We start from the raw sequence: 24,684 nt of genomic DNA, 5'->3' as shown, positions 1-24,684 counted from the left end.
GGGCCTGCGGGACCGCAGGGCCGCGGGATCAGCCGAGGGCGTCGAGCAGCTCGCGCTCGCGCCGGGCGCTGAGGCCCGCCCGCCGGGGCCGGTCCAGGCCCTGCTCGCGTTCCCAGCCAAGCGTGTCGGCCAGCAGCTCCGCCCGGGGCCGGTGCCGCAGTCCCGTGGCGCGCGCGGCGGCCCCGGTGCGGGAGCCGGTCCAACCCGGATCGACCAGCCACATCGGCAGTGACTCCTCCCCCATGTACTCGGCCACGTCCTGCGCGAGCAGCCAGGCCGAATCGGCGGTGACCACCGGGCCGGTGTGCCCGCCGACGGCGCGGGACTGGTCGATCCACTCGGCGAACGGAACGACGGGCCCGACGGCGTCGTAGGTGCCGGTGGTCCCGGCCTCCGCGGCTTCGAGCAGCCAGCCGGCCAGGTCCCGCACGTCGACCGCCTGCGTGGGCAGCGCCGGTGCGTCGGGAACCAGCAGGGGACCTCGGGGATCGCGTGCGGCGCGGGCCACCCAGTAGCCGGAGCGACCGCTGTGATCGCCCGGGCCGCCGATGAGTCCGGCGCGGGCGATGAGGAGGCGGTCGCCCACGGCGGCCGTCGACGCCTGCTCGCAGGCGACCTTGGACTCGCCGTACAGCGAGCGGTCGGTCTCGCTCCGGTCGGTCGGGGGAAGGAGGGCCGTGGACTCGTCGGCGTCCAGGGTGCCGTTGGTGGCGTAGGCGCTGACGGAGGACACGTAGGTCCAGTGGCGGGCCCTGCCGCCGAGCTCAGTAAGCGCCTCACGGACGAAGCCCGGCTGCCAGGACAGCTCGAAGACCGCGTCCCACGCCCGGTCGAGGAGGGGTTTGTACGCCGAGGGATCGCGCCGGTCTGCGGCCACCAGCCGTGCTCCGTCGGTCACTTGTCCGCTTTCGCCGCGCGCCAGGCACGTCACCCGATGGCCGCGCCCCAGGGCCTGCCGAGACAGCTCGCGCCCCACCCATGCCGTTCCGCCCAACACCAGTATCTCCATGGCGACACCCAAGCACCGCGTGCGCCGGGCGGACAGGTGGCTTCACTGACAGCGGACCCGGCGGCCGGCTCCGGCGCGGGCGCCCGGAGCCGGCCGCCGGGGACCGGCAGACCGGTCCCGGCCCGCCTATCCCTGTCGCTGGTTGATGTTGACCAGCCACGTGATGCCGAAGCGGTCCGTGCACATGCCGAACACGTCGCCCCACATCTGCTCCTCGAGCGGAACCGCGACCGTGCCGCCGGCGGAGAGCTTGTCCCAGTAGCCGCGCAGTTCGTCGGCGTCCTCGCCGCTCACGCTGACCGAGATGTTGTTGCCGGGCTTGTGCTGCTGTCCGGGCGGGTTGTCGGCGCCCATGAGCGTGAAGCCGCTGTCGGTCTCGAGCATGCTGTGCATGATCCGGTCGGCGGCGTCTCCGGCTTCCTTGGTCCCGAACTCGCCGTAGGTGTTCGTCTTCAGGCTGCCGCCGAAGATCCCCTGGTAGAACTCCATGGCCTGCCGGGCATCTCCGTCGAAGCTGATGTACGGGTTGAGTCGAGAAGGCACGAGGTCTTCCTTTCGTGGTGCGGAGTCGGTCGCGGTGACCCCCGGTCCCCAGACTGCTGGTGGTGGCCGCCCGACACGCGCCCGGCACGCCGGACGCGGGCGCGACGAGCTTGTCGGCCACGCCCTGGCGGGTGAGCAAAACGGTGCGGGTGCCCGCGTCATTTCCCGAGTAGCCGTCAGAGCCGGTCGGCGGTGACGCTGTGCCGCGTCGACGAGGAGTTGCTGCGGCTGTGGGACGCGCCCGTCCGGACGGCGGCGCTGCGCTGGGGCTGCTGACCGTAAGGTGGCGGTGGGACCGGCCAGACAGGTGCGAGGCGAGGAGATCCGGTGCGGGATGCAGACTTCTTCCGGCGGTGGATGGCGGCCGTCGCGGCCGCGGTCGAGCGCGAGGCGGACCGGCTGACCGAGCTCGACTCCCCGATCGGGGACGCCGACCACGGGAGCAATCTGCTGCGGGGCTTCACCGCCGTACGGGCGGCGCTGGACGCGGAGGCCCCGGCGGCGCCGGGAGCGGTGCTCCAGCTCGCCGGGCGGACGCTGATCTCGACGGTCGGCGGCGCCTCGGGACCGCTGTACGGGACCCTGCTGCGGCGCACGGGCAAGGAGCTCGGGGAGGCCGCCGAGGTCTCCGACGACGAACTGCGCAAGGCCCTGTACGCCGGGGTCGGCGCGGTGGCGCAGCTGGGCGGGGCGGCGCCGAGCGACAAGACGATGCTGGACGCCCTGGTGCCGGGGGTCGCCGCGCTGAGCACCTCGTACCGGGCGGCCGGGGACGCGGCGGAGAACGGGGCCCTGGCGACGGTGCCGATGCAGGCGCGCAAGGGCCGGGCGAGCTACCTGGGCGAGCGGAGCATCGGCCACCAGGACCCGGGCGCCACCTCGTCGGCGCTGCTGCTGGGGGCGCTGGCGGATGTCGCGGACGGCGTACGGTGACGGGCGCGCGGGAGGGCGACGGCCTGGTCGGCATCGTGCTGGTGTCGCACAGCGCGTCGGTGGCCGAGTCGGTGGCGGAGCTGGCGCGGGGCCTTGCGGGGGGTGGCCCGATGGCCCCGGTGGCGACGGCGGGCGGCACGGCCGAGGGCGGCCTCGGCACGAGCGCCGAGTTGATCGTCGCAGCCGCCCGGGAGGTGGACCGCGGCGCCGGGATCGCCCTGCTGGCGGACCTGGGCAGCTCGGTGCTCACGGTGAAGGCGCTGCTGCTGGAGGACGAACTGCCGCCGGGGTCCCGGCTGGTGGACGCGCCGTTCTTGGAGGGCGCGGTGGCGGCGGTGGTCGCCGCCTCCGCGGGAGCCGCCCTGCCGGCAGTCGAATCGACCGCCGGCGAGGCGTACACGTACCGCAAGGCCTGACCCGGATCCGCGACACTGCCGCAGGCCCGGGGCGCAGGCCCGGGGCGCAGGCCCGTACGCGGACCCGGGGGCGCAGGCCCGGGGCGCAGGCCCGGGGCGCAGGCCCGGGGCGCAGGCCCGGGGCGCAGGCCCGTACGCGGACCCGGGGGCGCGGACCCGTACGCGGACCCGGGGGCGCGGACCCGTACGCGGACCCGGGGGCGCGGACCCGTACGCGGACCCGGGGGCGCGGACCCGTACGCGGACCTGGGGCCCGGGGCCCGGGTCAGCGGCCGCGGAGGGATTCGATCTCGCGGCGTTCGCGCTTCGTCGGGCGGCCGGCTCCGCGATCGCGGATGCCCACCACCGCGGCCTCGATCGGCGTGGGCGGCGGGGGGCTCTTGTCGATGAGGCATTCGGCGGCGACCGGAGCGCCCACCCGCTTCGACACGGGCCGGCGGACCACGACGATCCGCTCCCGTCCCGCGTGGAAGAGCCGTACCTCGTCCCCCGCGCGCACCGGCTGCGCCGGCTTGGCACGCTCCCCGTTGACCTTCACGTGGCCCGCCCGGCAGGCGGTCGCCGCCGTCGAGCGGGTCTTCGTCAGGCGCACGGACCAGATCCACGCGTCCACCCGCACGGTTCCCGTTTCCGTTCCCGTTACGTCATCAGCCATGCCCCGACTTTAGCGAGACGGGCTGGGGAAAGCGGAACGACTTTTGGGGGATAAGACCAGAGGCGGGCATCTGCCATGTACATCATTCCAAGAGAATTGCAAATGCGTCATGTATGCCCCTACCTTGGGGCACATGCAGCCCTCCACCACCGGACAGCCGGCTCCCCACCGCCTCGTCTCCCTGCGCACCCGTGAGGCCGCCGAGGAACTCGGGCCGGAGCTCGGCATGCAGGCCACCGCCCGCGTGAAGTCCACCAGCGTGCAGATCGACCGCACCTGACGCCCCCACCCGCTCCGCCCGTCACCGGCGCGGGTCACCCACCCCGCGCAGCCGGCATCCGGCCGGCCGCAGACCCGACCCGACCCGACCCTGGAGCTCCGCCCATGTCGTCCCCGACCCTGACCCGCCGCCGCGCCGCTGCCGCCGCGCTGACCGCCGCCCTCCTCGTCCCACTGGCCGCCTGCGGCAACAGCGGTACGGACGGCGGGAAGAGGAGCGGGACCGGCGCTTCCGTCTCCGCCTCCGCCGAGCCCAAGGCCGTGAACCTCACCGTCCTCGCCGCCTCCTCGCTCACCGACGTGTTCAAGACGGCGGGCGCCGCGTACGAGAAGTCCCACCCGGGCACGAAGATCACCCTTTCCTTCGCCGGTTCGCAGGAGCTCGCGGCGCAGGTCAAGCAGGGCGCGCCCGCCGACGCGCTGGTCACGGCCGACACGAAGACCATGGACGGCCTGAAGGCCGAGACCGGCGAGGCCAAGGTCATTGCCAAGAACCGCCTGGTCATCGCCACCGGCAAGGGCAACCCCTTCAAGATCGACGACCTCAAGGACCTGGCCGACAGCAAGATCAAGGTTGTGCTCGCCGCGCCCGAGGTCCCGGTCGGCCGGTACAGCAAGGAAGTCCTGGACAAGCAGGGCGTCACGGTGAGGCCCGTGTCCCAGGAGCCGAACGTCCGCGCCGTGCTGACCAAGGTCGAGCTGGGTGAGGCCGACGCCGGTCTGGTCTACAAGACCGACTCCGCCAAGTCCGGTGACAAGGTCGTCTCCGTGGACATCCCGGACGACCAGAACGCGGTGGCCTCCTACCCGGCCGCCACCCTCAAGCAGTCCAAGAACGCCGAGGCCGCGGCCGCGTTCGTGGCCTGGCTGAGCACGCCGGAGGCACAGAAGATCCTCCAGGACGCGGGCTTTCAGCAGGCGTAGTCCTCGCCTGCGTCCGGATGCCGCGAGGGACTGCCTGGTTCGGGGGACAGGCAGTCCCTCGCCGCGTTGGCGGGGGCCCGACCGTACGTACGGGCCGGCCTCGGGTTACCGCACGCCGTACGCGCCGAATCGCGGCCTCCGGCACCGCGACCGTACCCGGGCCCGACCGGCGACGGTCAGCCCGCGCCGCTCGTGCTGTCCGGCACCGCGCCGTGGCCCGACCGGCGACCGGCAGCCCGTGGTTCGACGCCGGATCGCGGCGCCGGGCACCGCGCCGCGCCCGGCGACCGGCCGCCCGTAAGCCAATGGCCCCAGGGGGCATCCGCGTACGCTTCCCCCCGCAGCCGCCCCGCCCCGCCCCGCCCCCAGCCAGGAACCCCTGATGAGCAGACTCCGCACCCGCACCCGGCCCCCCGTGACCCTGGCGCTCCCCGCGCTCCTCGCCGTCGCGTTCCTGCTGCTGCCGCTGATCGGCATCCTCAGCCGCACCCAGTGGGGCGCGCTCGGCACGCACCTCGGCAGCCCCGGTGTGGTCCAGGCCCTGAAGCTCTCCCTCGTCGTGTCCCTGTGGGCCCTCTGCCTCTCGCTCCTCCTCGGCGTGCCGCTCGCCTGGCTGCTGGCCCGCGTGGAGTTCAAGGGCAAGGCCCTGGTCCGCTCGCTCGTGCTGCTCCCGATGGTGCTGCCGCCGACCGTCGGCGGTGTGGCCCTGCTGCTCGGCTTCGGCCGGCGCGGGCTGCTCGGGCCCTGGCTGGAGGACGTCTTCGGAGTCACCCTGCCCTTCCACACGTCGGGCGCGGTCGTCGCGGCCACCTTCGTGGCCATGCCGTTCCTCGTGATCAGCCTGGAAGGCGCCCTCGGCGGCCTCCGGCAGAGCTACGAGGAGACCGCCGCCTCCCTCGGCGCCCCGCCGGTCCGCGTGTTCTTCACGGTGACCCTGCCCATGGTGGCCCCGGGCCTGGTCGCCGGCGCCGCGCTGACCTGGGCCCGCGCGCTCGGCGAGTTCGGCGCGACCATCACCTTCGCCGGCAACCTCCCCGGCACCACCCAGACCCTGCCGCTCCAGGTGTACCTGCTGCTCCAGGACCAGCCCGAGGCCGCCACCTCCGTCTCGCTGCTGCTCCTGGCCATCGCAATGGCCGTGCTCATCACCCTGCGCGGCCGGTGGACGGGAGCCCCGGTCGCCCGCAAGGCCGCCGGGGCGCCGCCGGCGGCCGAGGAGAACCAGGCCGAGGCGGTGGGCACGGAGACGGCCGCGCCCGACGAAGGCGGCCACTGGCCTCTGCACGCCACCGTCACCGGCTTCAACCGGCTCACCCTCGACGCCGAGCCCGGCACCACCATCGCCGTCGTCGGCGAGAACGGTTCCGGCAAGACCACCCTGCTGCGCGCCCTGCTCGGCCTGACCCCGCGGGCCCGCGCCGAGCTCAGGCTCGGCGACACCGACGTCACCGCGCTGCCCCCGCACAAGCGGCAGGTGGCCTGGGTCCCGCAGGACGGGGCGCTGTTCCCGCACCTGAGCGCCCTGGCCAACACGGCCTACGGGCTGCGCGCCCGCCGGGTGCCCCGCACCGAGGCCCGCCGCGAGGCGCAGGCGTGGCTGGACCGGCTCGGCGTCGGGCACCTCGCCCAGCGCCGGCCCGGGCAGCTGTCCGGCGGGCAGGCCCAGCGCGTGGCGCTGGCCCGCGCCCTGGCCGCGCGCCCCCGGCTGCTGCTGCTCGACGAGCCGCTCGCTGCCCTCGACCAGACGACGCGGGCCCACGTCCGGCACACCCTGCGCACGCACCTGGCCGGCTTCGGCGGGGTCTGCCTCATCGTCACGCACGATCCCGTCGAGGCGGTGTCGCTGGCCGACCGGGTCCTCGTACTGGCCGACGGGCAGACCCTCCAGGACGCGCCGCCCGCCGAGGTGACCCGGCATCCGCGCTCCCCGTGGGTGGCCCGGATGCTGGGGCGCAACGCCTGGCCGGGCACCGCGTCGGCCGACGGGCTGGCCCTCGCCGCCGGGGGGCGGCTGGTGGTCGCCGAGACGCTGCCCGAGGGGGCGCAGGCACTGGCGATCATCGCCCCGGAGGCCGTGTCGGTGCACCGGAAGCGCCCGGGCGGCAGCCCCCGCAACGTGTGGCAGGGCACCGTACGGGAGATCACCGCGGTCGGCAGCCGGCTGCGCGTGCTGATCGCCCCGGCCGGGGTTCCCGACCTCGTCGCGGAGATCACCCCGGAGGCGGCGGCCGAACTGGGCATCGTCGACGGCGCCGAGGTGTGGGCCGGCGTGAAGGCCACCGAGGTCACGCTGGTGCGGCTCTGAGCTTCGCGCGGCGGCGTTGTCAGACCCGTCGGCTAGGGTGCGGCCATGGCGAACTTCGTACTGGTGGCAGGCGTTTGGCTCGGATCCTGGGCGTGGGACGCGGTGGCGCCGCAGCTGCGCGCCGCCGGCCACGGCGCACACGCCCTGACCCTGTCCGGCGTGGCCGAGCGGCAGGGCGTGCCGGCCGGGCAGCAGACCCATGTCCAGGACATCGTGGGCGAGATCGAGCGGCTCGATCTGCGCGAGGTCGTCCTGGTCGGGCACAGTTACGCGGGCATACCGGTCGGCCAGGCCGCCGAGCGCATCGGCGACCGGCTGGCCCGGGTGGTCTTCGTCGACGCCAACCTCCCTGCCGACGGGGAGTCGTTCGTCTCCACGTGGTGGGAGGGACCGGCGAAGCTGGCGGACGAGATCTCCGGGAACGGCGGCTTCTGGGCGCCCCGGACCGCCTCCGACTACGAGGGCCAGGACCTCGGCGCCGAGGAGATCGCGCGGATCGTCGCCGCATCCACCCCGCACCCGGGAGCCTCGCTGACCGAACCGGCCGTGCTGGCCCGCCCGCTGGACGGGCTCCCGGCGACATACATCAAGTGCCTGCTCGACGGCCCCGAGCCCACCGAGGACGTCGCCCGGCTGCTGGCCGGCGACAGCTGGCGGCTGGTCCGTATGGACACGGGCCACTGGCCGATGTTCTCCCGACCCCGCGAACTGGCCGAGATACTCCTCGCCGCGGCCGCTGCCTGACCCGGGAACCGCCGGGGCGCCGGGCACGGGCTGACGTGCGTCTCGGTCAGCGGGCCATCGGCGCCGGGGCGGCCGCGGCGAATTCGCACCACACGCATTTGCCGCCGCCCCGGGGTTCCACGCCCCAGGCGTCCGAGAGGTGGTCCACCAGCATCAGGCCGCGGCCCGACACCGCCCAGTCCCCGGCCTCGCGCGGCCTGGGGAGGGCGCTGCTGGAGTCCTCGACCTCGATGCGGATCCGCCCCCCCGCCGTCAGCCGCATGCTGACCTGGCCACCGCCCTCCGTGTGGACCAGGGCGTTGGTGATGAGCTCGTCCGCGGCCAGTTCGATCTCGTCTGCCCTGTCCCGCGCTCCCCAGGCCGCCACCGCCGCCCGGATCAGGTGGCGGGCCATCGCGGGGGCCTCCGGGTCGCCCGGTTCCAGCCGCTGGCGCAGCGGGCCGCCGCCGCGTGCGGCGGGGGTACCGCGGCGGCGCAGGACCAGCAGGGCCATGTCGTCGCCGCCGCCGGAGTCGCCGACGAGGTCGCACAGCACGTCGGCGAGTTCCTGGACGTCGACCGGGCCGCCGCGGACCGCGGTGATGAGCTCCCGCATGCCGGTGTCGGGGTCCTTGCCGGGCCGTTCGATCAGGCCGTCCGTGCACAGCACCAGGGTGTCGCCGGGGTGCAGTTCGAGACTGGTGACCGGGTAGCCGGTGCCCTTGTCCGTACCCGCACCGGTGCGGGAAGGGTCTCGGTGCGGCAGCCCGAGCGGGAGGCCGCCCGCCACCTGGATCCGGTGGACGCTGCCGTCGCCGCGCCGCAGGAGCGGGTCCAGGTGGCCGGCGCGGACCATGCGGAGCATCCCGGTGGTGAGGTCCACCTCGGCGTACGTGCAGGTGGCGAACCGTTCCGTCTCCAGCTCGCGCAGGAAGGCCGAGGCCCGCGCCATCGCCGTGCCCGGCGTGTGCCCCTCGGCCACGTACGCCCGCAGCGCGATGCGCAGCTGCCCCATGACGGCGGCCGCGTCCGTGTCGTGCCCCTCCACGTCCCCGATCATCACCCCGACCCGGCCCTCGCCGAGCGGGATCACGTCGTACCAGTCGCCGCCGACGTCCCGCCCCATCCGGGCGGACCGGTAGCGTACAGCGATCCGCACCCCTGCCACCTCCGGGATCCGTCGGGGCAGCATGGCCCGCTGGAGCCCTTCCGCCAGGTCGTGCTCCTGTTCGAAGAGAATGGCGCGCTGGAGGCTCTGCGCGATCCCGCTGCCGAGCGCCATCAGCAGGTTCCGCTCCTCGGCGGTGAAGTCGCCCTCCCGGGTGTAGAGCAGCCCGAGCGCGCCGATGGGCCGCCCCTGGGCGATCAGCGGCAGGTAGACCCCGCTGCGGACGGACAGCGGCTCGATGTACGGCCACAGCCGCGGATAGCGGACCTGGAACTCCTCCCGGGAGGCGAGGTAGACGGGCTGCATGCTGCGCACGGCCTCGCTCATCGGGAACTGCGCGTCGATCCTGGTGTACTCGATCTCGGGTACGTACGCGCCGAGCTGCCCCTCCGCGACCAGGTGGATGCGGCCGCCGTCGACGATGCCGAGCATCACGCTGACCGCTCCGAGGTGGCCCAGGGCCTGCGGGTCCTTGAGGATGTCGGTCACGTCGTTGACGGTGCGGGCATGGGCGAGGATGGCCGTGGTCCGCTCGACGACTCCGGTCATCCGGCGCCGCCCCTCGGCCTGCTCCCCGGCGGCCCCGGCCGCCCCGGGCTGGGCGGGGTCGTGGGCGGCGTCGCGGAGGATCCCGATGACCCGGTACGGGCGACCGTGCCGGTCCCGCAGAATGTGCCCTTGGAGGTGGGTCCAGGCCGGTGTCCCGTCCCGGCGGCGGCTGCGCACGTAGGCCCCGTAGTGGGTGCGGCCGTCCTTGAGCGCCTGCGCGACCCGGGCGTCGAGCCGGGCCGCCTCGGGGGGCGCGAGACGCGCGCGCAGCCCCTCGGGCGTTCCGGTGAACTCGTCGGGGCGCAGGTCAAGGACCTCGAGCGCGGTCGGATCCAAGTGCAGCCGCCCGCTGTCGAGGTCCCAGTCGAAGGTCCCCATGCGGTTGAGCGCAAGGCTCGTATCGGGCCGCGCGGGCCAGTCGACCTCGGGGTTCCGTCCCCTCAGGGCCATGCAGCCAGGGTCTCACTCCCACCCGCCGGTGTCCCGGTCAGGATCCGCGACACGTGCGTCTTCACCGCCGGCAGCGCCAGGTGCAGCTCCCGCGCGATCTCCGCGTTGGAGAGGCCTCGCCCGACCGCCAGGGCCACCTCCCGCTCGCGTTCGGCCAGCAGGTCCAGCCGGGCGCGGGCGGCGGCCGCCCGGGTGTCCTGCCCGGAGCCGCCCGCCACGTGGTCCCTCAGGAGGCGCCGTGACCGCCGGGGACAGCACTGGCGGGCGACGCGGTGTCCCGGCGCCGGCGCACGTAGCAGACCCCGGCCAGGGAACCCGGCGGATGCGCCTCACTCCCCCCGCGTGGGGGGAGTGAGGCGCATCCGGGTCCGCCTACTCGGTGTCGTTGCCGGGCGGAACGGGCGGCAGTGACGGCGGCGGAGGCGGAGGCTCCGTGAGCTCCGGGGGCGAGGGCGGCGGGGGCGGAGGCACCGGCTCGATGGCCGTGACCTCCGGTGCCGGCGGAGACGGGGGCTGTGCCGGGACGGTCAGGACCGAGGGCGACGGGCGCTCGGGCGCAGGGGTCGTCGGCCTCACCAGCCGGGGCGAGGCCGAGGGCGACTCGTCCCTGGTTTCCGTGGGCGATGTGGACGGGGATTCACGCGGAGACTCCGAGGGCGAGGTGGACGGGGATTCGCGCGGGGACTCCGAGGGCGAGGTGGACGGGGATTCGCGCGGGGACTCGGAAGGCGACTCCGAAGGCGACTCGGACGGCGACGTCGAAGGCGACTCCGACGGGGACGTCGAAGGCGACTCCGACGGGGACGTCGAAGGCGACTCCGACGGCGACGTCGAAGGCGACTCCGACGGCGACGTCGAAGGCGACTCCGACGGCGACGTCGAAGGCGACTCCGACGGCGACGCGGTCGGGGACGTCGTAGGCGACACCGTCGCCGATTCGGACACGGTCTTCGAATTCGTGGGCGACACGGTCGCGGTCGGCGACGTCGGCCTGCCGGTCGGGAGCGAGGTCGGGGTGACCGGCGGCGTCGGGAACACCGGCGGCGGCACCGGCTTGTCGCGCTTGCCGCGGTGGTCGCCGCGCGGGCGCTCGTACCAGTGCCGGTTCTGGTGGTCGTAGATCACGAACACGTTCACGACGGTCACCGACGGCGCGATGACCACCACCCGCGACGGCTGGTACGAGTTCCACGTCTGTCCGAAGCGCTTCGGGTTGGCCTTGAGCGCCACCGGGGGACCCAGCGGATTCCCGCAGGCGCAGCGCACCCGCGGCACGCCCCGGTCGTCCACGAGCACCGCCGTCCCGGCCTGGAGCACGGCCTGGTAGGCGGTGGTCCTGCCGTTCTGGAAGCCGTGGTTCGTGACCCGGGTGTCCATCCGCAGCTGCACCGGGGTGAGCGAGCGGAGGTAGCCGGGCACGGCAGTCGGCTGGATGCCGGAGGCCGAGGCGAAGGCTGCGTTCTTGGCGGGCTGCGCGGACAGCGCCCTGATCTGCTTCTCGACATCGCAGCTGGGGACGTCCTTGGTGCCCGCGTAGACGCCCGGCGAGGCCCCGCTGACGCTCCGGGTGCCCGTCTGGGTGCCGGTGGTCGCCGAGGCGGCCGTAGACGGCGCGGTGCCCTTGGTGGCGCTGGCGGACGGCGTCGGGCTCTCCGGCAGCGGCTTGGCCTGCTCCGCCGCGGTGGACTCGGTGAACGGGTCGGGGCCGGAGGCGGCCACCGGCTGCAGGAACACCTCGCCGCCGGCCTGGTCGGTGCCGCTGGGCCGGGTGAGCACCACGGCCAGGGCCACGGCCGCCGCCACCGCGACGAGTGCGGTGACGAGCCGGGGTACGGACCGCCACCACGGGCCGCCGCCGGCCCCACCCGCGCCGCCTGGCGGCGCGGGTGGTGGTGGCGGCTTCGGCGGGCCCTGCTGCCCGCCCGAAAGCGGGCCTGAAGGCGGCCCTGTGGGGCGCTCGGATGACGGCGGCGGCGGCTGCTGCTGGGGCCGTGGGCGGTCCGGTTGCGTGCTCATGGGCTCTTCTTCCAGGCGCGGAAAGTCCCTTGCGGACCATTGTGTGCGCCGTCCGGGTGGTGCCCGCAAGCCGAGGCTGCCTACGGTGAACGGGTGAGCCCCACACCCAAGGCATGGCGGGACGCCCTCGTGGCGGTCGTGGCGGGATTCGCGGTGATGACCGCGGTCGCCGCTGCCGGACTGGCCTGTGCCGGTGCGGGCGGCCTGCCCGGCGGCGCCTTCCCGCACGTGGTCGCGGCCGTCGTCGTGATGGCGGCCGGCGGCACGGTCGAGCTGTCGGGCGGGGCCGGCTTCCTCGCGGGAGCCGACGCGACCCTCTCCCTGCTGCCGCTCTCGGTGAGTCTGGCCGGAGCCCTCACCACCGGGTACTGCTTCCTGCGCCCGCTGCACAACCGGGCAGTCGCCCGGCTCCGTGAACTGCTGGCCCGCGCAGCCCCGTTGGTGCTGCTCTGGCTCGTGGTGCTCACCGGGTCCGCCTTCCTCGCCCGCCAGAGCTTCGGCATCTCCACCGGTGACTCCCCCTTCGGGCAGATCGGTGAACTCCTCGACTCGGCGCCGACGGTGGGCTTCCGGGCCGACCTGCCCGCCACCCTGCTCTTCGGACTGCTGTGGATCCTGGGCCTGTTGCTCATCTCCCTGCTGGTCTCCCGCCGCGCACCGCTGCCCGCCCGGCTGGTCCGCTTCCACGCGGCCGTGCGCCCGGCGGCCTTCGCCACGACCCTGCTGCTCCTCGCGTACGTCGTCCTCGGCCTCGGCGCCGGCCTGGTGGTGGCCGCGACCCAGGGGCACGGCACCCGCACCCTGGCGGTGCTCATGCTGGGGCTGCCGAACCTGGTCTGGCTCGCCCTGACCCTCGGCTTCGGCGGCGCCTGGGAGGGCAGGGTCGAGGGCCCCTTCGGGCTGCCGATGCCGCAGCTGCTGGACCGGGTCGTGCGCGGCCCCGACCTGTCGATGGTCGACGTGGCCTCACTCGCCCGGCAGGACTCCCGGGCGTGGTGGCTGGTGGCCGTGGCCGCCGTCCTGCTGCTCGGCACGGGCGTGCTGGCCGCCGTACGCTCCCCCGCCCACGTCCGCCTCTGGCAGCACGCGCTGCACCTCGCCGTGGCCCTGGCCCTGGCGACGCTGGCGGTCTGCCTGCTCTCGAGGGTCCAGGCCCAGTTCGGCCTCTCCCTGCTCGGCCTCGGCGACGTGGACAGCCTCGGCGGCACGGTGCGGCTCACGCCCGTGCTGTGGCGTACGGTCGGCCTCGCCCTCCTCTGGGGCGCGGTGGCCGGTTTCCTGGGCGCCCTCCTGGCCCGCCCGCTCCGCCGCCGCGGCCGCGTCGAGGGGGTCACCGCGGACTGACGTTCGGGTCCGCCCCCGCCCCCGCCCCCGGTTCACTCGTCCCGGGTCCCGGTTCCGGGGGTGTCCACGATCCGGGTCGGCTCGTGTTCCGCCGCCCGCTGGGGCGGGCCGGTCGGGGGCGCCGCGGCCGTCGGTGGTCGCGGATTTTCCCGTACGTCGGCCACCCCGTGCACACTCGTCTGCGTCGGCGGCGGCGCAGGCGCGTGCGGGGCCCCCGGTCCCGCGGCGACCGCGTAGGTCGCCAGGCGGGTCCCGTCGCCGTACATCCACCGTCCCGCCGTTTCGTCGTAGACCCAGACGGACGCCCCGTCGATGACGATCCCGGCCCGCAGGTTCCGCAGGGAGCGGCCGAACTGCTCGCTGTCGACCCTCCCCTCGGCGAGGTCGCCGACGGCGTGCCGGTAGAGGTCCAGGGCGCCCGCCGTCCGGTCCAGGTGCGGCCGCGGGTCCTCGGCACGGGCCGGGGCCGGCCCTCCGGCGGTGGGCGGCGGCTGCGGCACGGCGACCAGCAGCCGTCCGTCGACCCAGGCGGACCACCCGTTGGCGCACAGGATCTCCCCCCACTCCCCGCTGCGGGACAGCAGTTGCACGGGCAGGAAGGGGTCCAGGGGTGCGGTCGGCCGGGTCACGTCGGGGGCCTCCCAGGCGGCCATGCCCTCCTGGGGGACGACGTGGGTGGGATGGAAGTCGGAGGGGCCGTCCCGGAAGGTCATCGCCGCGGCTGCTTCCGCATCACGGCTGGCTCGTACCGGCGCAGCAGCCGGGACACCAGCACGCCGAAGAGTACGGACAGGGCCACCAGCATGCTGATGCTGATCAGCCACACTCCGGCCTCGTGGTCGTAGATCGGGTCCTGGGTGAGTCTGCCGGGGACGATCGCAGCGAGGTCGATGGTGCCGCCCATCGCGCCCATCGCCCACCGGGCCGGCGCGAACCAGGCCAGCTGTTCGAGGCCTGCGACGCCGTAGAGCTTCAGCAGGGTGCCGCAGAAGACGACCTGCACGATGGCGAGGAGGACCAGAAGTGGCATGGTGACCTCCTCCTTGCGGACCAGGCCGGAGATCAGCAGCCCCAGCATCATCGCGGTGAAGGACAGCAGGGCGACGGCGAGGGTGATCTCGATCAGCGGTGGCATGAGGACGCCCTGGCCGTCCGGCGCGTTGAGTTTCACTCCGCCGAGAGCTACGAGGGTGAGCACCGCGGCCTGGCCGACGGTGATCGCGCCGAGCACCACCACCTTCGACATCAGGTAGGCGGAGCGGGACAGCCCGACGGCGCGTTCGCGCTGGTAGATCACGCGTTCCTTGACGAGTTCGCGGACGGCGTTGGCGGCGCCGGTGAGCACTCCGCCGATGGTCAGGATGAGCAGGGCGTTCAGCGCCGTCTCGGCGGTGAGGGTGCTCCCTGCCAGTGCGCGGGCCATGGCTCCCATCATGAACGGCAGCGCGATCATGATGACGAGGAAGGTACGGTCGGCGCTGAGCACGGCGGCGTACCGGCGGATCAGGGTGGACAGTTGGGAACCCCAGCTCTGCGCCTTCGGCGGTGGCGGGGGCGCGGCTCTGGCCGGCTGTTCGCTCTCCCCGGCACGCCAGGACTGGCCGGCGGTGACGTCGACGTAGCGGCGGTGGGCCGGCGAGGCGCGGTACTCCCCCGCCCAGTCGCGGTCCTGCTGGTTTTCGAACGCCTCGAACGCCTCCGGCCACTGCTCGAAGCCGAAGAAGGCGAGGGCCTCGTCGGGCGGGCCGAAGTAGGCGACGCGCCCGCCGGGGGCGAGGAAGAGCAGTCGGTCGCAGACGTTGAGGCTGAGCACGCTGTGGGTGACCACGATGACGGTGCGGCCGTCGTCGGCGAGGCCGCGCAGCATGTGCATGACGGAGCGGTCCATGCCGGGGTCGAGGCCGGAGGTGGGTTCGTCGAGGAAGAGCAGGGACGGCTTGGTGAGCAGTTCGAGGGCGACGGAGACCCGTTTGCGCTGGCCGCCGGAGAGGCTGTGGATGGACTGGTCGGCCCGTTGGACGAGGCCGAGCTCGCGGATCACCTCGTCGACCCGGGCCTCGCGCTCGGCCTTGGCGGTGTCCTGCGGGAAGCGCAGTTCGGCGGCGTAGAGGAGGGCGCGGCGGACGGTGAGCTGGGCGTGCAGGATGTCGTCCTGGGGCACGAGGCCGATGCGGCTGCGCAGTTCGGCGTAGTCGCGGTAGAGGTCGCGGCCGTCGTAGAGGACGGTGCCGCTGTCGGCGGGGCGCAGGCCGGTGAGCGCGCCGAGCAGCGTGGACTTGCCGGCGCCGCTGGGGCCGACGACCGCGAGCAGGCAGTTGGCGCCGACGGGGAAGGAGACGCCGTCCATGAGGACCTTGCGGCCGCGGTCGACGGCGACGGTGAGGTCCTGGACGTCGAGGGAGACCGAGCCCGTGTCCACGTACTCCTGGAGCTGGTCCCCGACGAGGCAGAAGGCGGAGTGGCCGATGCCGACGATGTCGCCCTCGGCGACGGGGGCGGTCCGGTCGACGCGGACGCCGTTGAGGTAGGTGCCGTTGTGGCTGCCGAGGTCGGCGATCTCATACGTGCCGTCGGCGAGGGCGCGCAGTTCGGCGTGCCGGCGGGAGACGATGAGCTCGTCGATGACGAGGTCGTTCTCGGGGGCGCGGCCGATGCGCAGCGCGGTACGGGCGGCCATCGGGCGGATGCTCGTGGGCTGCCGGAAGGTGCCGGTGAGGGACGGTTTCCAGACCCCGGAGGGCCTGGACGCGGCGGCGCGGCGGGGGCCACGGCCGACGAGCACGGCGCGAGGGCCGTCCTCGGGGTTGCCGAAGCGCAGCTCACTGCCGGGGCCGACGCTCCACGCCTTGATGCGGTGGCCGTCCGCCCACGTGCCGTTGGTGCTGCCCTCGTCCTCGACGGTCCAGTGGTCGCCATCGGGGCGCAGGACCGCGTGGTGCCAGGAGACGCGGGGATCGTCGAGGCAGACCTCGCAGTGAGGATCCCTGCCAACGTGGTAAGTCCGGCCCGGGCTCATCTCCGTGGAGCCCCTGACAGTCTCCAGGACGAGTTCGGGCGCGGGCGGCACACCGGGGCGCTGGACCATGAACAGATTTTCCCACGATCCGACCGGACCGGCATAACCGCAGGTCAGACAGTCCTTATAGGGAATGACAACGGTCCCCGTTGCAGCCTTTGCCGATCGCGGCAAGGTGCGCTTCACTTCACGCGTCGGAACCGAACAAACGGGGGATGCCATGAGCGGGCACGACCACGCGCACGACGGCCACGACCACGGCCCCGGCCCCGGCCCCGGCGGTCACGGCAAGGGGCACGGCGGTCACAGCCACGGCGTGGCCGCCGACGCCGACCGGCGCTGGCTGGCGATCGCCCTCGGCCTGATCGGCGCGTTCATGGCGGTCGAGGTGGTCATCGGCGTCGTGGCCCAGTCGCTGGCCCTGATCTCCGACGCCGCCCACATGCTGACCGACGCCGTGTCGATCGTCCTCGCGCTGATCGCGATGCGGCTGGCCGCCCGCCCGGCGCGCGGCGGGTTCACCTACGGCCTCAAGCGGGCGGAGATACTCTCCGCCCAGGCCAACGGCCTGACTCTGCTCCTGCTGGCGGTCTGGCTGGCGTACGAGGCGGTGCGGCGGCTGCTGGACCCGCCGCCGGTGGAGGGCGGCCTGGTCCTGGTGACGGCGCTCGCGGGCATCGTCGTCAACGTGGCCGCGGCCTGGTTCATCTCGAAGGCGAACCGGTCCTCGCTGGCCGTCGAGGGCGCCTACCAGCACATCCTGAACGATCTCTTCGCGTTCATCGGGACGGCCGCCGCCGGTCTGATCGTGCTCACCACCGGGTTCCGGCAGGCCGACGCGATCGCCACCCTCGTGGTGGTGCTGCTGATGGTCAAGGCGGGCTATGGGCTGGTGCGCGAGTCCGGACGGATCTTCCTGGAGGCCGCCCCCGCCCATGTGGACCCGGACGCGGTGGGCGACCGGCTCGTCCGCCACCCGCCGGTGACCGAGGTGCACGACCTGCACATCTGGACCATCACCTCCGGGCAGGCGGCGCTCTCGGCGCACGTGCTGGTGGAGCCGGCGGGTGACTGCCACGCCGTACGCCGGGACCTGGAGCGGCTGCTGGGCAAGGAGTACGGGATCACCCACACCACCCTCCAGGTGGACCACCAGCAGGACTCCCTGCTCACGGTCGGCCACGCGGGCGAGCCGGCTTCCTTCGACGCGGGCGCCGACCCGCACTGCGCGGACGCGCACGGACCAGTCCACCGCGACGGCCCGCACGAACACTGACCGCCGGCCGCTGACCCGTCTCGTCGTCTCCGTACGGGGCATACATGGATCCATGACGAACAAGCGCAGTGCCGGGCTGCTCCTGTTCCGCCGGACCGGCCAGGGGTCCGACGGCGGGGTCGAGGTCCTGCTCGGTCACCTGGGCGGCCCCCTCTGGGCCGGGCGGGACGCGGGCGGCTGGGGCATCCCGAAGGGCGAGTACACACCGGAGGAGACGCCTCGGGACGCGGCCCGCCGGGAGTTCACCGAGGAACTGGGGCTGCCGCCGCCGGAGGGCAAGTACCTGCCGCTCGGCGAGGTGCGACTGAGCAGCGGGAAGCTGGTGACCGTCTGGGCGGTGGAGGCGGATCTCGATCCCGCGCTGATGGTGCCGGGGACCTTCACCATGGAATGGCCACCGCACTCCGGGACCGGTCAGGAGTTCCCCGAGCTGGACCGGGTGGCCTGGTTCGCTCCCGCGATGGCCGAAAAGAAGCTGATTGCCTCTCAACTTCCCTTTCTGGAGCGGCTGCTGGGGTTACTGAAGGGTTGACTCGACCTTTACTTGCCAACAGTCACCACCTGCATGGACATTGCACATATGACGAACGTCGTGCTGGTGGGAACCCTGGACACCAAGGGTGTGGAGTACGGCTGGCTGCGCGAAGGGCTGCTGCGCGCCGGCGTCGAGGTGGTACTGGTCGACACGGGAGTGATGGGCGAGCCCCGGGTGCCCGCGGACGTGCCGCGGGACGCGGTGGCCCGGGCGGCGGGGACGGAACTGTCGGAACTGCGCACGGCCGCCGACCGGGGCGCGGCCGTCACCACGATGGCCCAGGGCGCGGAGGCGACCCTGTTGCGCCTGCACGCCGAGGGCAGGCTGGACGGGGTGCTCGCGATCGGCGGCAGCGGCGGCACCTCCATCGCCACGCGGGCGATGCGCGCCCTGCCGCTGGGAGTACCGAAACTGATGGTCTCGTCGATGGCATCCGGGGACGTGGCCCCGTACGTCGGCTCCTCGGACATCACGATGATGTACAGCGTGGTGGACATCGCGGGGATCAACAGCATCTCCGCGCCCGTCCTGGCCAACGCGGTGGAGGCGATCGCCGGGATGGCCAAGGCCTTCGCCCGGGCCTCGCGGGAGCTCCGCCGCCCGGCCCGGCTGGGAGCGGGCGACCGCCCGCTGATCGCGGCGAGCATGGCGGGCGTGACCACCATCGGCGTGGACGCGGCCCGCGAACGGCTGACCGAACTGGGCTACGAGGTGCTGGTCTTCCACGTCAGCGGCACCGGCGGACGCACCCTGGAGACCCTGGCCGGCCAGGGGATCTTCGCGGGGGTCCTCGACCTCACGCTCAGCGAGCTCGCCGACGACCTGTGCGGCGGCATCCTCACCGCGGGCCCCGACCGGCTCAGCGCGGCGGGACGGGCCGGGATTCCGCAGGTGGTGAGCCTGGGGGCGCTGGACATGGTCAAGTTCGGCCCGCTGGAGACCCTGCCCGAGCAGGTCCGCTACCGGCGGGTCCGCGTCCACAACCCGTCCATCACGGTGATCCGTACGACCGAGGCCGAGGGCGCGGAGCTGGGCCGCCGGGTCGCCGCCAAACTCCGTACGGCGACCGGTCCCACGGCCGTCTGCATCCCACTGCGCGGACTGTCCACGCTCGGCGCGCCGGGCGGGCCCTACCATGACCCCGACGCGGACCTGGCCCTGTTCTCGGCATTGCGCGAGGGCTTGCGGGGCAGCGCCGCACGGCTCTACGACTACGACACCCACATCAACGACCCTGATTTCGGACGGGCGGCGGCCGACCGGCTGCACGCCATGATCGGCGCGGTGTCCGCCGCGGCCTGAGCCACCCGGCGGGTCACCCCCACGGTGGGGAACCGGCCGTGGCGCAAACCGCGTCCCCAGGGTCGCAGTGGCGCCACGGCAGGCAGGGGGACGGGAACGATGACGAACGCGTGGGCGGTTCCCGGTTACACGGAGATCCGCGAGCTCGGCTCGGGCGGCAGCGGCCGCGTGGTGCTCGCCGTCCACGACGGTACGGGCACGGCGGTCGCGGTGAAGTACCTCAGCGACCGGATGCGCCAGGACCCCGCCTTCGTACGGGAATTCCGGGCCGAGGCCCGCCTGCTGGGCGGGCTCCGGTCGCCGTACGTCGTGGGGCTGTACGAGTACGTGGAGGCGCCCGGCGGCGCGGCCATCGTGATGGAGCTGGTGGACGGCATCTCCCTGCGGCCGCTGCTGAAGCGGGCCGGGCGGGCGGACGCCGAGGCCGCGCTGGTGGTGCTGAAGGGCTCGCTGCTGGGGCTGGCCGCGGCGCACCGGGCGGGTGTCGTCCACCGGGACTACAAGCCGGAGAACGTGCTGGTCGCGGCGGACGGCTCGTCGAAGCTGGTGGACTTCGGGATCGCGGCGGGCCGCGGGACCACGCCCGGCGTGGCCGGGACCCCCGCCTACATGGCCCCCGAGCAGTGGCAGGGCCGGCCGGCGTCGCCCGCGGCCGATGTGTACGCGGCGACGGCCACCTTCTTCGAGTGCCTCACCGGGCGCAAGCCCTTCGACGGGGAGAACTTCGCGGAGCTCGCGGTCCAGCACATCGAGGCGCCGGTGCCCGAGACCGAGGCCCCGGAGCCGGTCCGCCCCCTGATCAGGCGGGGTCTGGCCAAGGTGCCCGAGCAGCGGCCCGAGAACGCCGAGGCGTTCGTGGCGGAGCTGGAGGGCGTCGCGCTGGCCGCGTACGGGCCGCAGTGGGAGGAGCGCGGGCAGCGCAAGCTGGCCGCGCTGGCCGCGCTGCTGCCGCTGCTGTTCCCCTCCGCGAGCCCTCCGGCGGAGGGCATCACCTCGCTGGCGACGACCACGCTGAGCACCGGGTCCGGCTCCGGCTGGGCCCCGGGACGGCGCGGCTGGCTCGCGACGGGGGTGGCGCTGGTGCTGGGCGCGGTGCTGGTGCTCACGACGGACGCGATCGGCGGAACCCCGGGCGGGGCCTCGGCGCTGAGCGCCTTCGCCACGACGAGCCCGGGCCCGCCCGGGCCGGGTTCCCCGGCCCCGGTCCCGTCCGCGTCCGCCTCGCCCTCGGCGTCCCCGTCGCCGAGCCCGTCGGCGTCCCCGAGCCCGTCCGCGTCGGCCTCGCCGTCGCCGTCGTACAGCCCGACCACGCCCCCGACGCCGACCCCGAGCTGGACCACGAAGCCGACGCCCAGCCCCACGCCGACCCCGACGCTGCGGGTCACGAAGGTCGACGTCGCGCTGAAGCCCGGCGTCTACCGGGCAGATGGGACCGTCAGCGTCGCCTCCGAGGGCACCGGGACCGTCACCGTCGTCCTGGAGTGGTTCCAGGACCAGCGGCAGGGCTCCTTCTCCGTGCCGGCCGGCACGGAGACCTTCACCGTGCCGGCCGGCTCGTCGGCCTCCGTGGTCAAGAGCCACACCTTCTCCCGAGAGGGCGGCTGCTACGGCGGTGTCCGGGTCACCACCAAGCCCGCGGCCGGGAACACGTCCGCATCCGCCTCGGAGCAGCTGCTGCGCTGCCAGGTGCAGGAGGTTCCCCGATGAGCGATCCGTACGCCCCCCAGGACGACGACTACAGCGCCACCGTCCTCGGCAGCCACTGGTTCAGCGGGCCCCCGCCGCCGGCGGACGCCGCCCCCGACCGGGTCGAGGGATCGGTGCTCCGGTTCGGGCCTGGGGTCACGGCGGCCATGCCAGCGCCGTTCCCCGTGGTCGTCACCGCCCCGCCCCCGCGGCGGCGGGGCGCCGGCCTGCGGCGGTACACGCTCGCCGCGGTCGTGCTGGCCGCGGTCCTCGCGTACCTGGGGTGGCAGCGGTTCGGACCCGCCCTGGAGGTCCGCGAGGTGGCCGTGACCACCGATCCGAAGGGCCCGGCCTGCGATGCGGCGGCCGATGTGGTGGCCGTCGTACGGACCAACGGGCGCCCCGGGATCCTCACGTACCGCTGGCTCCGCAGCGACGGCACGCACTCCGGGCAGCTGACCGAGCGGGTGCCGAGCGGGCAGCGGGAGGCCCGGCTGCACCTGCTGTGGACTTTCCAGGGCGCGGGCACCTATCCCGCGAAGGCCGAGCTCGAACTGCTGTCGCCCGGGCAGGCCACCGCCGCGGCGGAGTTCACGTACCGCTGTTCCCGTTAGCCGTGCCGGCGGGCGGACCACAAGTCCGCGCGGGAGGCCCGCAGCCGCTTCGGGGAGTGGCTGCGGGCCATTCTTTCGACGCACAGCGTCATCCCGTCCCCCGCCGCAACCGGGGGACGGAGTTCAGAACCGGGCGTGGGCGGTGATGTCCGCCTCGAACTCGCCGGTCATCGCCGGGGTCACCGTCGGCCGGCACTGCCGGGCCGCCGCCAGGTAGTCCTGCGTGGTCGCGCCGAGCTGCGCGGCCGCCGCGCCCCGCGCGCCCACCGCCTCCAGGTCCCGCTCGAAGGACACCTGCGCCGCGATCCGCGCCGCGTGCTCGATGTCGGCCGGGGTGAACAGCTCGGTCGCCGCCACCAGCGCCGCCACATCGACGTCCCCGCGCCCGGCCGTGTAGCGGGACCAGATCGCGGCGCGCGCACCCGCGTCCGGGGTGCCGATCGGGATCAGGTGGTCGAAGCGCCCGGGCCGCAGGAAGGCCGGGTCGAGGGAGCGGATGGAGTTGGTGGCGCAGACCAGCAGCCGCTCGTCGCCCTCCCGGAAGCCGGGTATCAGCTTGAGCAGCTCGTTCGTCACCCCGTGGATCCCGCCGGGCTGCGCGGGCTCGGTGCGTACGGGCGCGATCTCCTCGACCTCGTCGATGAAGACGAGCACCCGCTCCAGCTCCGCGATCCGGGCGAAGGCGTCGCGCAGGGCAGCCGCCAGGTTGCCCTCGTCGGCGAGGCGGGAGGGCAGCAGCTCCACGAAGGGCCAGCCGAGGCGCGAGGCGATGGCGCGGGCGAAGGTGGTCTTGCCGGTGCCGGGCGGGCCGAAGAGGGTGATGGCGCGCGGGGGGCGCACCCCGTGGGAGGCGGCCCGCTCTGGCTCGGCGAGCGGCAGCACCACGCGCCGCTCGATGAGGTCCTTCTCCTTCTCCATGCCGGCGACCTTGGTCCACAGGTCGCCCTGCAGGAACCGGCCGCCGAGGTCGGCGAGGAGCCCGGCCGCCGGTCCGTGCAGCGGCTCGGTCTTCTCGAAGTAGGCTACGGCGGGCTGGCGCGTGTAGCCGGCGTTGAGCAGGCCCTCGCCGAGGAGGTCCTCCTCCGGCAGCACGTACGCGATCCGCCCGACGCGGGCGGCGATGAGCCGCCGCTCCAGCTCGACGAGCAGGGCGCTGGCGAGTCCCCGGCCGCGCCAGCCGGCGGCGATCGCGATGCGCATCACCCAGGCCCGCTCGCCGGTGACGCAGGCGAGGGCGGCGCCGATCGGGACACCCTGGTGGACGGCGACGACGCACGGCTGCCGGTCGGTCAGGGCGCTGATGCACTCGGCGAGTGAGAAGACGGACTCCTGGCCGAGCTCGGCCGTCGTGTCGATCAGATGGACCACAGCGGCGAGATCGCTCTCGCGGTAGTCGTGGATGAGCCAGTTCACCGGGTACCGCCCCTCGTTCGTGCTCCTGCGGCGAGGCTAGGGGCGAGCGGGCCGAACGATCACGCTCCGCAGTGCACAACAGCCGGTCCGGAAACCGTCCGTGCCGTCCATAGACTGTTCGCGCCCCGGCACCCGCGGGCGTCGGGCCTGCTCGTGCCGGGCGTGGTCGGGGTGGCGGTGCTGGCGCTGCTGCCGGTGGAGCTGGGCAAGCGGGCGCCGGCGAGCCGGGTCGACGACGTCCTGGCGGTGGCCGGTGAGGTGGCCCGGCTGAAGCGGGACGGGGACGCGGTGCTGTTCGTCCCGGCCGCGCGCCGGGACACCGCCCTGGTCTCCCCGTACGCCTTCACGGGGCTGGCGGACGTGGCGCTGGCCCGGACCCGGGTGGCCTCGGCCACCCTCAAGGGCGAGGAGGCGGACCCGGCGCGGATACGGGCGGCGCTGCTCGCGCAGCGGCGGGTGCTGCTGGTGACGGACGCGGCGAAGGTGGCGAAGGCGGCGTCATCGGCGGAGCGGGACAAGGCGAAGGCGGCGGTCCTGCGGGAGCGGTTCACGGTGGTGGAGGACCGGCAGGTCCGGGGCCGCCGGGTGACGGTCTACGAGCGGCGCGGCCCGCAGTAGCCCGGCCGGGGCCGCCCGCTGGAGGTGCCCGGCCTTCACACCGGGTCCACCGGATTCACAGCGGATTCATACGGAATTCCGGGCTCCGGACATAGGTTCGCCGGGCAGGCTCGCCTCATGATCCACCGCACCCACCCCCGAAGAGGCGGCCGCTCGGGCGCTCGCGCCCGGCGGGCGTCCCAGATCCTGCCGGCGCTGGGCGCCATGGCCGCGCTGGTGAGCGTGGACCTGCCCGACGCCGTGGCCGGGCCGCCGCTCGGCGTCACCGCGCAGGCCCTGTCGGACGCGGAGGCGGACCGGGTGGGCGCCCTGTTCGCGGGCGGGCTGGACGGCGGGCACTTCTGCACGGCCTCCGTGGTGCGCAGCGACGGCCGCGATGTGATCGCCACCGCCGCTCACTGCCTGGACCCCGCGGTCACCACGGTGTTTGCGCCGGGCTACCGGGACGGCAAGGCCCCGTACGGCGTCTGGAAGCTCACCAGCGTGTACGTCGCGCCGGGCTGGCGGAATGGCGCGGACCCGGATGCCGACATCGCCTTCGCGACGGTGGCGCCGGTGGACGGCGGGCAGACCGCGGCCGTCGAGGATCTCGTGGGCGGCTTCCCGGTGGCCGCGGAGCAGCCGTCGGACGCCACGGTGACCGTGATCGGCTACCCGCGCAGCCTGGAGGCCCCGCTGCGCTGCGCGAACACCACCGCGCTGCTCTCCGAGACCCAGCGCCGGATCGGCTGCCCGGACCTCAGTGGCGGCACCAGCGGCAGCCCCTGGCTGGTCGACGGCGCGCTGGCGGGGGTGCTCGGCGGCTACGAGGGCGGCGGGACCGTTCCGGAGGTCTCGTACAGCGCGGTGATGGGCGACCAGGCGGTGGAGCTCTACCGTGAGGCGTCCGTCACCTCCTAATGCTTTTGTC

General features: G+C 74.2%; 20 protein-coding genes and 3 pseudogenes. 14 read left to right on the top strand and 9 right to left on the bottom strand.

Annotated elements, in window-relative coordinates:
• Window positions 1-28: 28 nt before the first annotated feature.
• Together J7E94_RS06885 and J7E94_RS06880 are read right to left on the bottom strand one after the other, a co-directional pair.
• Window positions 29-1,009 carry an NAD-dependent epimerase/dehydratase family protein gene (locus J7E94_RS06885; RefSeq protein ID WP_215013249.1) on the bottom strand — a complete coding sequence of 327 codons (981 nt, stop codon included), beginning with the start codon at window positions 1,007-1,009 and terminating at the stop codon, window positions 29-31.
• A gap of 126 nt (window positions 1,010-1,135) precedes the next feature.
• Window positions 1,136-1,552, bottom strand: coding sequence for a VOC family protein (locus J7E94_RS06880; RefSeq protein ID WP_215013247.1), 417 nt, complete (start codon window positions 1,550-1,552; stop codon window positions 1,136-1,138).
• Between the two features lie 327 nt (window positions 1,553-1,879).
• On the opposite strand from J7E94_RS06880, the gene dhaL reads away from it, so the two are divergent.
• Together dhaL and J7E94_RS06870 are read left to right on the top strand one after the other, a co-directional pair.
• Window positions 1,880-2,485, top strand: a complete 606-nt coding sequence (dhaL, locus tag J7E94_RS06875; protein WP_215013244.1) for a dihydroxyacetone kinase subunit DhaL — start codon at window positions 1,880-1,882, stop codon at window positions 2,483-2,485.
• Window positions 2,482-2,901 (top strand): PTS-dependent dihydroxyacetone kinase phosphotransferase subunit DhaM, encoded by a 420-nt coding sequence (locus tag J7E94_RS06870; protein ID WP_215013242.1) that lies wholly within the window; start codon window positions 2,482-2,484, stop codon window positions 2,899-2,901. The genes dhaL and J7E94_RS06870 overlap by 4 nt, the downstream gene beginning before the upstream one ends.
• 265 nt (window positions 2,902-3,166) lie before the next feature.
• Here J7E94_RS06870 and J7E94_RS06865 read toward each other — a convergent pair whose 3' ends face one another.
• A complete protein-coding gene (locus J7E94_RS06865; protein ID WP_215013240.1) occupies window positions 3,167-3,556 on the bottom strand; it encodes an RNA-binding S4 domain-containing protein in 390 nt (129 codons plus the stop codon).
• A 154-nt stretch (window positions 3,557-3,710) separates the two neighbouring features.
• Between J7E94_RS06865 and J7E94_RS06860 the strand changes: the two are divergent.
• The 4 genes and pseudogenes from J7E94_RS06860 to J7E94_RS06845 all read left to right on the top strand — a co-directional run.
• Window positions 3,711-3,836 (top strand): annotated as a pseudogene (locus J7E94_RS06860) (MerR family transcriptional regulator); the annotation flags it as partial.
• Window positions 3,837-3,940: 104 nt separating this feature from the next.
• The gene (modA, locus tag J7E94_RS06855) at window positions 3,941-4,759 is read left to right on the top strand and encodes a molybdate ABC transporter substrate-binding protein (RefSeq protein ID WP_215013238.1); all 819 of its coding nucleotides are present in this window, start codon (window positions 3,941-3,943) and stop codon (window positions 4,757-4,759) included.
• Window positions 4,760-5,141: 382 nt separating this feature from the next.
• A complete protein-coding gene (locus J7E94_RS06850; RefSeq protein WP_215013236.1) occupies window positions 5,142-7,064 on the top strand; it encodes an ABC transporter permease in 1,923 nt (640 codons plus the stop codon).
• A gap of 45 nt (window positions 7,065-7,109) precedes the next feature.
• Window positions 7,110-7,808: an alpha/beta fold hydrolase gene (locus J7E94_RS06845; RefSeq protein WP_215013234.1), complete on the top strand. Its 699-nt coding sequence runs from the start codon at window positions 7,110-7,112 to the stop codon at window positions 7,806-7,808.
• A 46-nt stretch (window positions 7,809-7,854) separates the two neighbouring features.
• Here J7E94_RS06845 and J7E94_RS06840 read toward each other — a convergent pair whose 3' ends face one another.
• The 3 genes and pseudogenes from J7E94_RS06840 to J7E94_RS06830 form a co-directional block, all read right to left on the bottom strand.
• Window positions 7,855-9,954, bottom strand: a complete 2,100-nt coding sequence (locus J7E94_RS06840; protein ID WP_215013232.1) for a SpoIIE family protein phosphatase — start codon at window positions 9,952-9,954, stop codon at window positions 7,855-7,857.
• Window positions 9,945-10,215, bottom strand: a pseudogene (locus tag J7E94_RS06835) (response regulator transcription factor); the annotation flags it as partial. The gene J7E94_RS06840 and the pseudogene J7E94_RS06835, both read right to left, overlap by 10 nt.
• 465 nt (window positions 10,216-10,680) lie before the next feature.
• Window positions 10,681-11,970, bottom strand: a pseudogene (locus J7E94_RS06830) (DUF6777 domain-containing protein); the annotation flags it as partial.
• 93 nt (window positions 11,971-12,063) lie between these two features.
• On the opposite strand from J7E94_RS06830, the gene J7E94_RS06825 reads away from it, so the two are divergent.
• On the top strand, window positions 12,064-13,314 hold the full coding sequence (locus tag J7E94_RS06825; protein WP_215013228.1) for a streptophobe family protein: 1,251 nt from the start codon (window positions 12,064-12,066) through the stop codon (window positions 13,312-13,314).
• A gap of 32 nt (window positions 13,315-13,346) precedes the next feature.
• Here J7E94_RS06825 and J7E94_RS06820 read toward each other — a convergent pair whose 3' ends face one another.
• Entirely contained in the window at window positions 13,347-14,027 is a 681-nt protein-coding gene (locus J7E94_RS06820) for a hypothetical protein (protein WP_215013225.1), read from the bottom strand.
• Window positions 14,024-16,399 carry an FHA domain-containing protein gene (locus J7E94_RS06815; RefSeq protein ID WP_215013223.1) on the bottom strand — a complete coding sequence of 792 codons (2,376 nt, stop codon included), beginning with the start codon at window positions 16,397-16,399 and terminating at the stop codon, window positions 14,024-14,026. Before J7E94_RS06815 ends, J7E94_RS06820 begins: the two co-directional genes overlap by 4 nt.
• Window positions 16,400-16,550: 151 nt before the next feature.
• On the opposite strand from J7E94_RS06815, the gene J7E94_RS06810 reads away from it, so the two are divergent.
• The 5 genes from J7E94_RS06810 to J7E94_RS06790 all read left to right on the top strand — a co-directional run bounded on the left by J7E94_RS06810 (window position 16,551) and on the right by J7E94_RS06790 (window position 21,743).
• Window positions 16,551-17,606 (top strand): cation diffusion facilitator family transporter, encoded by a 1,056-nt coding sequence (locus tag J7E94_RS06810; protein ID WP_215013222.1) that lies wholly within the window; start codon window positions 16,551-16,553, stop codon window positions 17,604-17,606.
• A 52-nt stretch (window positions 17,607-17,658) separates the two neighbouring features.
• On the top strand, window positions 17,659-18,138 hold the full coding sequence (locus tag J7E94_RS06805) for an NUDIX domain-containing protein (protein WP_215013221.1): 480 nt from the start codon (window positions 17,659-17,661) through the stop codon (window positions 18,136-18,138).
• 48 nt (window positions 18,139-18,186) lie between these two features.
• On the top strand, window positions 18,187-19,443 hold the full coding sequence (locus J7E94_RS06800; RefSeq protein ID WP_215013220.1) for a Tm-1-like ATP-binding domain-containing protein: 1,257 nt from the start codon (window positions 18,187-18,189) through the stop codon (window positions 19,441-19,443).
• A gap of 99 nt (window positions 19,444-19,542) precedes the next feature.
• Window positions 19,543-21,150 carry a serine/threonine-protein kinase gene (locus J7E94_RS06795; RefSeq protein ID WP_215013219.1) on the top strand — a complete coding sequence of 536 codons (1,608 nt, stop codon included), beginning with the start codon at window positions 19,543-19,545 and terminating at the stop codon, window positions 21,148-21,150.
• A complete protein-coding gene (locus J7E94_RS06790) occupies window positions 21,147-21,743 on the top strand; it encodes a hypothetical protein (RefSeq protein WP_215013218.1) in 597 nt (198 codons plus the stop codon). The genes J7E94_RS06795 and J7E94_RS06790 overlap by 4 nt, the downstream gene beginning before the upstream one ends.
• Before the next feature lie 123 nt (window positions 21,744-21,866).
• Here the strand turns inward: J7E94_RS06790 and J7E94_RS06785 are convergent, their stop codons facing one another.
• The gene (locus J7E94_RS06785; RefSeq protein WP_215013216.1) at window positions 21,867-23,156 is read right to left on the bottom strand and encodes an ATP-binding protein; all 1,290 of its coding nucleotides are present in this window, start codon (window positions 23,154-23,156) and stop codon (window positions 21,867-21,869) included.
• A gap of 153 nt (window positions 23,157-23,309) precedes the next feature.
• On the opposite strand from J7E94_RS06785, the gene J7E94_RS06780 reads away from it, so the two are divergent.
• Window positions 23,310-23,774 (top strand): hypothetical protein, encoded by a 465-nt coding sequence (locus J7E94_RS06780; protein WP_215013214.1) that lies wholly within the window; start codon window positions 23,310-23,312, stop codon window positions 23,772-23,774.
• 117 nt (window positions 23,775-23,891) lie between these two features.
• Window positions 23,892-24,674 carry a serine protease gene (locus J7E94_RS06775; RefSeq protein WP_215013212.1) on the top strand — a complete coding sequence of 261 codons (783 nt, stop codon included), beginning with the start codon at window positions 23,892-23,894 and terminating at the stop codon, window positions 24,672-24,674.
• Window positions 24,675-24,684: the final 10 nt, after the last annotated feature.

The organism is Streptomyces sp. ISL-94 (assembly GCF_018614075.1).
GTDB lineage: Bacteria > Actinomycetota > Actinomycetes > Streptomycetales > Streptomycetaceae > Streptomyces.
The sequence above is the reverse complement of the archived record's forward strand: the minus strand, read 5'-3'. Positions and strand labels throughout refer to the sequence as shown.

Excerpts from the sequence above, each read along its gene's own strand:
- J7E94_RS06790 (WP_215013218.1), top strand. The coding sequence starts at position 21,147 with ATGAGCGATCCGTACGCCCCCCAGGACGACGACTACAGCGCCACCGTC.
- J7E94_RS06795 (WP_215013219.1), top strand. The coding sequence starts at position 19,543 with ATGACGAACGCGTGGGCGGTTCCCGGTTACACGGAGATCCGCGAGCTC.
- J7E94_RS06800 (WP_215013220.1), top strand. The coding sequence starts at position 18,187 with ATGACGAACGTCGTGCTGGTGGGAACCCTGGACACCAAGGGTGTGGAG.
- J7E94_RS06815 (WP_215013223.1), bottom strand. The coding sequence starts at position 16,399 with ATGGTCCAGCGCCCCGGTGTGCCGCCCGCGCCCGAACTCGTCCTGGAG.
- J7E94_RS06865 (WP_215013240.1), bottom strand. The coding sequence starts at position 3,556 with ATGGCTGATGACGTAACGGGAACGGAAACGGGAACCGTGCGGGTGGAC.
- modA (WP_215013238.1), top strand. The coding sequence starts at position 3,941 with ATGTCGTCCCCGACCCTGACCCGCCGCCGCGCCGCTGCCGCCGCGCTG.
- J7E94_RS06810 (WP_215013222.1), top strand. The coding sequence starts at position 16,551 with ATGAGCGGGCACGACCACGCGCACGACGGCCACGACCACGGCCCCGGC.
- J7E94_RS06840 (WP_215013232.1), bottom strand. The coding sequence starts at position 9,954 with ATGGCCCTGAGGGGACGGAACCCCGAGGTCGACTGGCCCGCGCGGCCC.
- J7E94_RS06850 (WP_215013236.1), top strand. The coding sequence starts at position 5,142 with ATGAGCAGACTCCGCACCCGCACCCGGCCCCCCGTGACCCTGGCGCTC.
- J7E94_RS06805 (WP_215013221.1), top strand. The coding sequence starts at position 17,659 with ATGACGAACAAGCGCAGTGCCGGGCTGCTCCTGTTCCGCCGGACCGGC.
- J7E94_RS06845 (WP_215013234.1), top strand. The coding sequence starts at position 7,110 with ATGGCGAACTTCGTACTGGTGGCAGGCGTTTGGCTCGGATCCTGGGCG.
- J7E94_RS06775 (WP_215013212.1), top strand. The coding sequence starts at position 23,892 with ATGATCCACCGCACCCACCCCCGAAGAGGCGGCCGCTCGGGCGCTCGC.
- J7E94_RS06885 (WP_215013249.1), bottom strand. The coding sequence starts at position 1,009 with ATGGAGATACTGGTGTTGGGCGGAACGGCATGGGTGGGGCGCGAGCTG.
- J7E94_RS06820 (WP_215013225.1), bottom strand. The coding sequence starts at position 14,027 with ATGACCTTCCGGGACGGCCCCTCCGACTTCCATCCCACCCACGTCGTC.